Source organism: Microcystis sp. M049S2, assembly GCF_020245625.1.
Lineage (GTDB): Bacteria > Cyanobacteriota > Cyanobacteriia > Cyanobacteriales > Microcystaceae > Microcystis > Microcystis ichthyoblabe_A.
In genome coordinates this window covers 1-8,222 of record NZ_JADBUN010000192.1, presented here as the reverse complement: position 1 = coordinate 8,222, position 8,222 = coordinate 1, and the positions used below count along the sequence as shown (strand labels likewise).

Genomic DNA, 8,222 nt, shown 5'->3' with positions numbered 1-8,222 from the left:
TGTTCTTCGAGATTACTACTTCCTTTTTTATCCAATATCTCCCAATAGATTGGGATGGCTCTCTTGTCATAAATTAGACTCACCATCAAGATATTAGTTGCTCCCCAACTCGTTCGGTCTATGGCAATATATACTAATCCTGGCGTTGCTGATTTGAGATATGAATCTTCTCTTGTGGGATTTTTAAAACCTAGACCCAAACTAACTTTTGGATGGGTGCAAGGTTGTCATTCATACCTTGATTCAGCAACGCCCGATTTTTGTTGTCTAAATCTAGTCACCAGTCGGAAACCACCCACAGTAACGCTATATCTCTTAAGACCGTTAACGACAGCACTAAGTTATCAGTTCAACGGAGAGGGTGGGATTTGAACCCACGTTAGGTGTGACCCTAAAGCAGATTTCGAGTCTGCCGCATTCAACCACTCTGCCACCTCTCCACAGGGTTTGAGTCTGGATTATCATTTTAACAGATTACTTGCCCTAGAATTGATTTTTTTTGATAGACCTCTGGCATAATTGATTTTTGAGGGTTTAAAAACGTCAAAAATAAGGATTAAGTGGCATAAAATCGGTAAATAGACCATTTAATTGATTATTATTCATTCCCAATTCTCCTGACTACCGACTACTGACGACCGACCCCTCACCAACCACGACAATTTTTGATTTTTAGCAAGAGGTCCGATGAATCAAGCTCCTTTTCTTCCAGTTAACCATCCCCGGCCTAACTTTCTCGACCGGTTAGGGAGTCTCTGGAAATTTTCTCGTCCCCATACGATTATCGGCACTTCTTTCAGTGTTTTAAGTCTGTATTTAATTGCTTTAGGCAATATTAGCGATTTTTTTAGCCATTGGTCGGTTTTATTGCTCACTTGGGTCGTTTGTCTCGCTGGTAATGTCTATATCGTCGGTTTAAATCAGTTGGAAGACATCGACATCGATAAAATCAATAAACCTCATCTTCCCCTCGCCAAGGGCGAATTTTCTCGGTTGACAGGCGGGTTAATCGTGGGTTTTAGCGGTATTTTAGCAATTATACTAGCTTTTATCGGTGGTTTTTGGCTGTTAATCACCGTGGGGATTAGTTTACTCATCGGTACTGCCTATTCCTTGCCACCAGTGCGTTTAAAACGCTTTCCCCTCTGGGCCGCCTTCTGTATTTTTACCGTCCGGGGTGTCATCGTTAATTTAGGTCTTTTTCGCCACTACAACACAGTTATTAATCAAAATCAGTCTATCTATCCCTCAGTCTGGGTTTTAACAGCTTTTGTTCTTGTTTTCACCGTTGCGATCGCTATTTTCAAGGATGTTCCTGACCTAGAAGGCGATCGCATTTACCAAATTACCACTTTTACCCTGCTTCTCGGCCCAGAAAAAATCTTAACAATTTCCCTCTTGACAATTTCTCTATGTTATGCTGGGATGATTGCCGTCGGTCTCTTGGGCATAAACGGAATTAATTCTTCTCTGGCTATTGTCGCCCATCTGCTCCTACTTCTTCTTCTTTGGTGGCGTAGTCGCGGAGTAAATTTAGAAGATAAAAGCGAAATCAGCCGATTCTACCAATTTATTTGGAAATTATTCTTCCTGGAATACCTTATATTTCCCCTTACTTGTTTAATATGAAAATATCTCCTTTTTTAGCGGCCATTCCCTTACTTTTGCTAGGTGGTACAAGCGCACCTAGTCAAGAAACCATAGATCCGCAATTATTAACCGGCAACCTTCATTTAACCCTGAAAAATGGCGTTTGGAAACTGTGGCAAGATAAACCCGTTTATCAAAATCTTACCCTAGATTTAAGCTGTGATCGCGCTGTTTGTCAGCCGTCGGTGTGGGGATACGCACCGAAATTCAATAAAGAAGTAGATCACCAAGGTACGGTAAAAGCGATTAAATTAGACAATGCTTGGCGATTACAGGTGAAAATGAACGTTCAAACTCACCCTTGGCAAGCGGAAGTCAGGGAAGCTATCTATAATATCGAAATTGTCCCCCACCAAGACCAACTTATCGGCAGTTATCAAGGGACGTTAGGGGGAAGAAGACTACAAAACAAAGTTAATGGCACAATTTCTTCTTTATGGCCTAATCCTGTCCCTAATCATCAACCCCTACAAGCGCGAGAACATCCCCGTTTAATCTTTCGCAAGTCAGAATTAACTAATCTCAGAGAAAAAGCGAAAACTCCCATCGGTCAAGCTATTATCGCTCAATTAAACAACAGTTTACAGGAAAAAATTTATTACGATGGTTATGTTCCTAATGGGGGTTATCATGCCACAGGTCATTGTTTTTTAGCAATTTTAAATCAAGATAAAAAATCAGCAGAAACCGCCTGGGAAATTATCGAAAAAACCCGTAAAAATCCGGGCAAAAGACTCTTAGAACAATCGTCAATTGTCGCCGGAGTCGCTCTCGCCTACGATCTTTGTTATGATCTTTGGGGAGAAAAGCGCCAACGGGAAATTACTCGCTGGTTATCTAGTGAAAGTAAAAAACTTCTCAAAGGTGATTCACCCAAAAATGGCTGGAATGGAGACACAGTTAGTAACTGGAATGCGCGGGCCAGAGGTGCGGCAGGATTAGCCAGTTTAGCGATTCTCAAGGAAGATTTACCGCCCGATCCTCTCTATTATCCCTCGGCACAGGTGGAAATGGCGAAACGTCACCTAGAACGCTATTTTACCACAGCTATCGGCGATCGAGGATTTGGCACGGAAGGAGATTTATACACCACCGAACCGATGGTTATCGGTGTTTTTCCTTTTTTGCAAGGGTATCGAAATAGTCTCGGATTAGACTTAGTAACCGGTTCCTCGGCAGCCCAATTGATACCCCATTATTTAACCAGAATTGTCCCTAAAAATGGTCAATTATTGATTCCTGCTTACGGCAGACATCAGACTTTTTTAGGAGTATCTTTATTAACTATCGGATTGGGAATTACCGATAAATCATTGCTACCAGCACTAAAATGGCGATTGCAAGGTCAAGAAAAACAACTTTTTCACCCCCATTATCCTCATATTGCCCCTTTTCTCCTCGCTGGTTATCCATCTAATCTTACTCCCGAAAATCCTGATCGCCAACTTTCCCGGGTTTTAGTTGATCAACGAAAGGGATTTTATGCTTTTCGTAATCGCTGGCAAAATGAAGAGGATTTTGTCGCTAGTATCTATCTCAAACAGCAACCTTTTGTAGGGGGATGGTCTTTTCCCGATGTCGCTAGTGTGAGAATTTGGGGATTAGGAGGACATTGGGCGAGTTTTGAGGGGTCAGAAGGTGACTGGAACTCCGAAAATACGGTTACTTTCCCGAAAACACCGCCTTGGTCCCAGGCAAAACCGATAACTTTTCAATCTAGTCCCGATGGTTCGGGAGTAATTACGTTAACAACTGATAAAATCATGGTTAAAGGGGCTAATCCACCCTTCGGCTCCGCTCAGGGTGAACCCGCAGGAGTCGCTCTAGTTCGCTCTTTCGCCGTCGATTACGGCCTGTCCTCTGGTTCCCCCGGATTATTCGTCTTGATGGATAAATTATTAGGTAAAGTCGATGAACCAGAATTTATTAATAAAACTTGGGTGATGAATACCCAGGGAAATGTCACTCTCGGAAAAAATAGTTTTACTATCACTCAAAATGGGGCAAATATGCAGGGAACTTTTATCACTCCCGTGACTTTAAAAGTCGAAAAAACCAATACAGGTGATCGCATTTTAGCCACGGGTAGCGAGGAGTTTTTTCTGGTGATGACCGTGCAGAAAGGTCGTCCCCCAGCAGTTAAAATTATCGGTAAGGGATTAGATGCGATCGTGCAAATTGGCTCCCAAGAAATCTCAATTATCGACGGTGCAGTTAGATTAAAAGAGATGAATTTTAAAGAGCCATAAAAATTGGCAATCGACCCCAAAAAAAGTCAATAGTTCTCAAGAAATATTTGTTAAGATGATGACTATTTGAGCAATTATTGATGCTATAATCAAGATAGCTGATCAAAATAGCCCCTAAATCTTAGAACTATCTAGAATTACATCGATAATTTAATTTCCGCCTAACTAAACTATGACTAAATATCATCAAATCACCGTTAACAATCGTCAGACGGGCGAAAAAATTACCACCACCGTTCCCGAGGATAACTATATACTCCACAGTCTGGAAAAACAGGGCTATCAATTACCCTTTTCCTGTCGCAATGGAGCTTGTACCAGCTGCGCGGTCAGGGTATTATCGGGAGATATCCATCAACCAGAAGCGATCGGACTATCGCCGGAATTAAAAGCCAGAGGTTATGCTTTACTTTGTGTCAGTTATGCTCGTGGCGATCTGGAAGTAGCCACCCAGGACGAAGATGAAGTCTATGAACTGCAATTCGGTCGCTTTTTTGCTCGTGGGAAAGTGCGTTTTGGTTTACCCTTAGATGAGGAATAGATTAGGGATTAATCGTGCTAGATACCAGCAGCCAATTAGAAAAATACTTAGACATTGCCAGCGAAGCCGCTCTAGCAGCGGGAACAATTATCCTCGATAATTGGGGCAAAATCGAGACAATAGAAGAAAAAGGGCGATCGGGCGATTTAGTGACAGAAATAGATCGTCGAGCAGAAACAGAAATTCTCAAAATTATTGGCCGTCACTTTCCCAAACACGGGATTTTAGCGGAAGAGTCGGGAAAACTGCCAGGGACCGATAGCGACTATCTCTGGGCGATCGATCCTCTCGACGGAACCACCAACTATGCCCACGGTTATCCCGTATCCGTCGTCTCCATCGGACTACTGATCGCAGGGAAAGCAGCAGTGGGAGTCATCTATAACCCCTTTAGAAAGGAACTATTTCGGGCAGCCCAGGGTTTGGGGGCTACTCTGAACCGTCGTCCCATCCATGTCTCCCGGACCAGTGAACTAGAAAAAAGTTTACTGGTGACGGGTTTTGCCTACGATCGCTGTCAAACCCCCGATAATAATTATGCCGAATTCTGTTATCTCACCCATCTGACCCAAGGGGTACGCCGCAGCGGTTCCGCTGCCAAAGACTTAACCGATGTGGCCTGTGGGCGCTTAGATGGTTATTGGGAACGAGGAATTAATCCCTGGGATCTGGCCGCAGGAGTTATTCTGATCGAAGAAGCTGGGGGTAAAATTACCGCCTACGATGAGAGTCCTTTTTTGATAGAAACGGGGCGAATCCTGGCTACTAACGGACAGATTCACACCCCCTTAAGCCAAGCTCTGCAAAAAGCGGCTTCTTGGAGCTTTCAGTTTTAATTCTTTTAATATTTATTGCGATTATCATTTTGATTAAAGTTAGGATACTCTCTATGATTTTTCCAATTTCCCAGGGATTATTTCAATATGATTTAATCGATCACTTCGCTATTTTAGGAGTCTCGATCGATGCCGAACAGGAGGAGATTCGCGAGCGTTACTTAAAAATCGCCTATAAAATCCATCCTGATACCTGTCGCACTTACACCACCGATGAAAAGAAACGGGCTAATCAGTTACTTTCAAAATTAGTTAACCCCGCCTACGAACATCTGAGCCACGATCTATCTCGCGAAGAATTTCGCCTTGTTTTAGCACAAATGGGCAAGGCAATGGGGAGAGATTTGAGTAAAATCACCATCAGTAGTGAACCAGCTAGAAAACTAGCCCAATCTAGCGCTAACTACGAATTAGCCTATCAAAAAATCCTGCAATCTTTGGCGATCGATCAATATACCGCCCTGGAAAATACCTATCAGAAAATCGCCCAACTCAGTGAACTCAATCTCGTTTATCTGATCTTAACCGAAGGTCGGGGCAACAGGAAAACCACCCCGAAAGTCTTTATCTCCCAGGGCAATACTAACCAGTCCGAGTTAGTTAGAGCGGCTGTCACCACGTCAGCTCGGACTAAAAGCAAAGAATCGCCCCTAGAAGCCTATATTCGCCGCGCCCAAGCCTCTCTTGACGAAAATAACCCCGCCCAAGCTTTGCGAGAATTGCGCGATGCCCTGCGGCAAGAACCAGATAATGGCATCTGTCACGCCCTGATCGGTTTAGCCTACCTGCGACAAAATCAACTGTCCATGGCCCGGGTTCATATCAACCGGGCCTGGAAAACCAGCCCCCAAGATGCGACGGTGATTAGGTGCAAACGGGAACTAGATAAAGTAGTTAATTCTAAGATTGAAATGCCAGACCAGAAAGAACAAAAAGAGGAAGGAGAGCGCAAGGGCGGTTTTTGGTCTCGATTTGGTGGTAAAAAGAAATAGGACTGACCAGTGCCACCGATTTTGATTAGCAAACTCCCATGATTCATCAACCCCCGGCGGGGACAAGGGATTTATTACCCCTAGAAGTTACCCAAAAAGGCTGGATTAACGATCGCCTTCAGTCTGTCTTTCAACGTTGGGGCTATCAAAGGATCGTCACCTCCACCATTGAATGGCTCGATACCCTCACCGCAGGCGGTACGATCGATCCCAGCACCGTGATCCAACTCCACGGGGATAGTCAAGGACTATCGGGATTACGCCCTGAATTAACCGCTTCCATTGCCCGCAGTGCCGTCACCCGCATGAGTGGGGAGTCCTATCCCCAACGTCTCTGTTATCGGGCTAACGTTTTTCGTCGCCCTAGCGCCAGTTATCACGGTCGTCAAGTGGAATTCTATCAAGCAGGGGTAGAATTGCTCTTTTCTGGCGGTTTACTAGCTGATGCCGAGATTTTACTGCTCCTGGCCGACTGTTTCGATAGTTTGGCCGTCCCTAACTGGCAGATTATTCTGGGAGAAGCGGGTTTGACTCGTTCGCTACTTTCTCCCTTTCCAGATCCCTTACGCGAACAGGTGAAACGCTGTTTAGCCCTCCTCGACTACGTTAGCCTCGAAAATCTTCCCTATCCCAACGAAACCCTCCGGCAGCAAGCCCGACAATTATTTCACCTGCGCGGTAATCCTGAGGATGTCCTCGCACAAGTGGCCGTATTAGCCCGGGAAGAATCAGCCCAAAAAGCCGTTAATAACCTTAAATCCCTAGTAGAGCTGCTTAATGCCGATCGCTCTAGTCCTTTCCCCCTAATTCTCGATTTAAGTCTGATTCAAACCTTTGATTACTACACCGGCATCGTTTTTAAAGCCGTTAGTGATCACCAGCAAAATCTCAGTATTTTAGGCCAGGGCGGACGCTATGATCAATTATTGGGCGTTTTTCATCCCCAGGGCCAATCGGCTCCGGGTATCGGTTTTTCCCTAAATATCGAAGAACTGCACGAAAGTCTATTATCAGGGCAGACTTTACCCACCCAAGCTCCCCCCCTCGACTGGTTACTTATCCCTTTGGGTAATAACGCCCAGATAGCGACTTTTAGTAAAGCTCGCTCCCTTCGCACCGGTGATCCGAATCTGAGAGTGGCGATCGATTTAGGTGGTCGCAGCGAGGCACAAATTCGCACCTATGCCCGCGATCGAATGATTAAAAATCTCGCCTGGGTGCAAGAAGATGGTTCCGTGAGGGAAGAATCTCTCTAAAAGGGGGCAAAAGTGGCGAAAATCCTGTCTTTTATCCGCTGCTATAGGACTCTATCTAGGGTTTGCGGCAAAAAGTACGGGCGAAGCATTCGGGCAATAACCTATCGGTGAAACCGTAGATTTTTTATCCGAATACTTCGCCCCTACAGGACAAAGATGTAGATGTAGGTTGCTCTAATGGGAAGTTTTGTGACGACAAGTAGCATTGATGATATTTATGGGGAATAATGAATCTAGAGGATCGCCTAACTTTCTGATTGACAGCGACTCGCCATGAACCAAACAACAGCCAATTATGATGAACCCTGGAAAGAAGCATTAAGCGAGTATTTTGAAGCGTTTTTATGCTTCTTTTTTCCTGAAGTTCACCAATTGATTGATTGGACAAAAATTCCCGAATCCCTAGAAAAAGAACTCAAACGGATTACCGCTTCAGCAAAGACAAAAAAACGTTTCGCTGACAAACTCTATTCAGTTATCAGTTACCAGTTATCAGTTATCAGTGACTAATTGGAAACAAGTAGCAATCCTTTTGCTATAATCGTCATGGCACACCTGAAAACAAAAGCGACTACTGGGAAGCTGCCAGAACGGGAACAGTGGAAGTGGAGGTTAATCAGGGGATTATATGAAAAGGAGTTCGAGAGGGAACAGATAATTAAACTGTTTGAAATCATCGACAATATGATGACTTTATC

Annotated in this window: 7 protein-coding genes, 1 tRNA gene and 2 pseudogenes; 8 read left to right on the top strand and 2 right to left on the bottom strand. The window is 44.3% G+C overall.

Annotated elements, in window-relative coordinates:
* Together IM496_RS16170 and IM496_RS16165 are read right to left on the bottom strand one after the other, a co-directional pair.
* Positions 1-200 (bottom strand): annotated as a pseudogene (locus tag IM496_RS16170) (hypothetical protein); the annotation flags it as partial.
* Positions 201-353: 153 nt separating this feature from the next.
* Positions 354-440 (bottom strand) — tRNA-Ser (locus IM496_RS16165).
* Positions 441-687: 247 nt separating this feature from the next.
* On the opposite strand from IM496_RS16165, the gene IM496_RS16160 reads away from it, so the two are divergent.
* From IM496_RS16160 to IM496_RS22470, 8 genes and pseudogenes are all read left to right on the top strand, one after another.
* Complete coding sequence (locus tag IM496_RS16160) at positions 688-1,629, top strand: homogentisate phytyltransferase (protein ID WP_194017122.1); 942 nt, start codon at positions 688-690, stop codon at positions 1,627-1,629.
* Positions 1,626-3,899 (top strand): hypothetical protein, encoded by a 2,274-nt coding sequence (locus tag IM496_RS16155; RefSeq protein ID WP_194017124.1) that lies wholly within the window; start codon positions 1,626-1,628, stop codon positions 3,897-3,899. Before IM496_RS16160 ends, IM496_RS16155 begins: the two co-directional genes overlap by 4 nt.
* Before the next feature lie 172 nt (positions 3,900-4,071).
* Entirely contained in the window at positions 4,072-4,440 is a 369-nt protein-coding gene (locus IM496_RS16150) for a 2Fe-2S iron-sulfur cluster-binding protein (protein ID WP_002737677.1), read from the top strand.
* Positions 4,441-4,454: 14 nt separating this feature from the next.
* Entirely contained in the window at positions 4,455-5,276 is an 822-nt protein-coding gene (locus tag IM496_RS16145) for an inositol monophosphatase family protein (protein WP_104395239.1), read from the top strand.
* A gap of 53 nt (positions 5,277-5,329) precedes the next feature.
* Complete coding sequence (locus IM496_RS16140; protein ID WP_194017126.1) at positions 5,330-6,268, top strand: J domain-containing protein; 939 nt, start codon at positions 5,330-5,332, stop codon at positions 6,266-6,268.
* Positions 6,269-6,306: 38 nt separating this feature from the next.
* On the top strand, positions 6,307-7,524 hold the full coding sequence (locus IM496_RS16135; protein ID WP_287662545.1) for an ATP phosphoribosyltransferase regulatory subunit: 1,218 nt from the start codon (positions 6,307-6,309) through the stop codon (positions 7,522-7,524).
* 273 nt (positions 7,525-7,797) lie between these two features.
* Entirely contained in the window at positions 7,798-8,034 is a 237-nt protein-coding gene (locus tag IM496_RS22475; RefSeq protein WP_061431623.1) for a hypothetical protein, read from the top strand.
* Positions 8,035-8,222 (top strand): annotated as a pseudogene (locus IM496_RS22470) (hypothetical protein); the annotation flags it as partial.

Bases quoted from the DNA above. Each gene is read 5' to 3' on its own strand.
- IM496_RS16150 (WP_002737677.1), top strand. From the start codon at position 4,072: ATGACTAAATATCATCAAATCACCGTTAACAATCGTCAGACGGGCGAA.
- IM496_RS16160 (WP_194017122.1), top strand. From the start codon at position 688: ATGAATCAAGCTCCTTTTCTTCCAGTTAACCATCCCCGGCCTAACTTT.
- IM496_RS16140 (WP_194017126.1), top strand. From the start codon at position 5,330: ATGATTTTTCCAATTTCCCAGGGATTATTTCAATATGATTTAATCGAT.
- IM496_RS16155 (WP_194017124.1), top strand. From the start codon at position 1,626: ATGAAAATATCTCCTTTTTTAGCGGCCATTCCCTTACTTTTGCTAGGT.
- IM496_RS22475 (WP_061431623.1), top strand. From the start codon at position 7,798: ATGAACCAAACAACAGCCAATTATGATGAACCCTGGAAAGAAGCATTA.
- IM496_RS16135 (WP_287662545.1), top strand. From the start codon at position 6,307: ATGATTCATCAACCCCCGGCGGGGACAAGGGATTTATTACCCCTAGAA.